The organism is Candidatus Aminicenantes bacterium (genome assembly GCA_026393795.1).
Taxonomy (GTDB): Bacteria; Acidobacteriota; Aminicenantia; order UBA2199; family UBA2199; genus UBA2199.
In genome coordinates, this window is record JAPKZL010000243.1 from 1 (window position 1) to 2213 (window position 2213).

At 57.3% G+C, this 2213-nt stretch carries 1 protein-coding gene; it reads left to right on the plus strand.

Translation table 11 applies throughout. From position 1 onward, the window contains the following. The coding region (locus tag NTW95_12475) for an efflux RND transporter permease subunit (protein ID MCX6558223.1) at positions 1 to 1921 on the plus strand (1921 nt) is incomplete at its 5' end. Between the last annotated feature and the right edge of the window lie 292 nt (positions 1922 to 2213).

The following is a 2213-nucleotide window of genomic DNA, read 5'->3' on the forward strand; positions in this document are numbered from 1 at the left end:
GGGGGTGGGCATGCTGGTGGACAATGCCGTGGTGGTCATCGAGAACATCTTCCGCCATTTGCAGGAGGGCAAATCTCCGACCGAGGCGGCGCGCAAGGGTACGTCGGAGGTCGGTCTGGCCATCGCCGGCTCGACCCTGACCACGGTGGCCGTCTTCTTCCCGATGATGTTCGCCACCGGCATCGCCGGCCGCCTGGCGCAGAGCCTCGCGGTCTCGGTGATCATCGCCCTGATGGCATCGCTCTTCGTGGCCCTGACCATCGTTCCCATGCTCGCCGCCTGGATGTTCCGCATCCACAAGAAAAAAGGGGAGCAAACGGCCGAGGGGATCGTCGACCTGGGCGAGGACAAGTTCGCCCCGGTGCGCGACCGCTATGAAGGCTGGCTGCGCAAAGCGCTGGTCAAGAGAAAAAAAATCGTGATTGGGGTCGTGGTGGCTTTTGTCCTGTCGCTCGTCGGCGCCGCCTTTTTGGGCAAGGAATTCATGCCCGCGACCGACAGCTCCATGCTCTACCTGAAGCTCTCCATGCCGGTCGGCACCAATGTCGATGAGACCGACCGCATCGTCAAGTACCTGGAAAGCCAGTCCCTGAAGGATCCCAACGTCATCACCACCTTCGTCCAGGTCGGCTCCAGCGCGGAGAACGCCCAGGACACGGCCAACGGCACCGGCGCCGCCGGCTCCTACGAGGCGATCATTTACGCCTACCTATTGCCAAGCAAGGAACGAAAGGAATCGGACAAGCAGATACTGGAGCGCTGGCGCAAATCGTTCCCGACCATTGAGAACAGCAAGATCACGGCCATCGACATCGCCGGAGCCTCGATGATGGGGTCTTCGACCAATCCCATCGAAATCAACTGCTTCGGCCGCGACATGGCCCGTCTCGAGCGCATCGCCGAGCGCATCCGCGAGCGCATCTCCACCATTGAAAACATCCGCGACGTCAAGCTATCCCTAGAAAAGAGCAAGCCCGAGTTGCAGCTGCACATCAAAAAAGAGGAGGCTTCCAAACTGGGGCTGACGACTTATGATATTTCCCACCAGGTCGAAGCTTACACCATCGGCACCGTCGTGTCGCGCATGTTCGTCGAAGGCGAGGATCGCGACATCCGCGTCCGCTTGAACGAAAATGACCGTGCCTCTTTATCCGACCTGCGAAAGCTTCCCATCCAGACGCCCATGGGCACCAAGGTCTACCTTTCAGAGGTGGCAGATATCAAAGAACTCTTCGGACCAGTGCGCATCGACCGCGAGAACATGGTGCGCAAGGTGTCGATCGGGGCCAACTTCGTCGGCAACAACCTGGGCGGCATCATCAACGAGATCAAGAGTAAAACCAAAGACATCACGTCGCACCTGCCTGAAGGCTACTTCACCGAGATCGCCGGCCAGTACCAGAACATGACCGAAACCTTCACCACCCTGGCCTTCGCTTTGCTGATCTCGCTGGTGCTGGTATTCGCCGTCATGGCCTCGCTCTACGAGAGCCTGAAGTTCCCGTTCATCAACATGTTCACCATCCCGCTGGGTTTCATCGGGGTGGTTTTCCTGCTGGCTGTCACCGGGGGCACCATCAACATGGGCTCGATCATGGGGCTGATCATCCTGGGCGGCATCGCCGTCAACAACGGTATAGTCATGGTCGATTATATCAACCAGCTTGTCGGCGAAGGGATGGACAAGCTCGAAGCCGTGGTCAAGGGGGCGGCGACGCGCTTGCGGCCGGTCCTGATCACCTCGCTGACCACCGTCGTCGGCATGATCCCCATGGCCTTGACCACCAAGCAGGGCGGCGAGATGAGTGCGCCCATGGCGACCGCCCTGATCGGCGGCCTGACCGCCACCACCTTCCTGACCCTGTTCTTCATCCCGGTGCTGTACACCTATTTCGCCAAGATCAAGGTCAGCGGAAAATAACTGATTTTTGTGTAGGGGCGGGGCTTGCCCCCGCCCCTTTTTTTTCAATAATTTTCTTTCGTTTTGGTCATTCGGTCATTGGAATTTGTGATTTGTTTTGGATTTGGTGCTTGTGATTTGAATTATTCTTTATGTGAGGGCGGTTCGCGAACCGCCCCTTGTATATTACTCTTTGTAAATATTTTAAGTATTAAAATATTTCCAAACGCCCCGATGTTTTTAATGACCGTTCGCCCCTTGAGCTGAATGCTCGAACGTAGCAAGGTCCAATCGGGGCTTTGCCAACATGGAT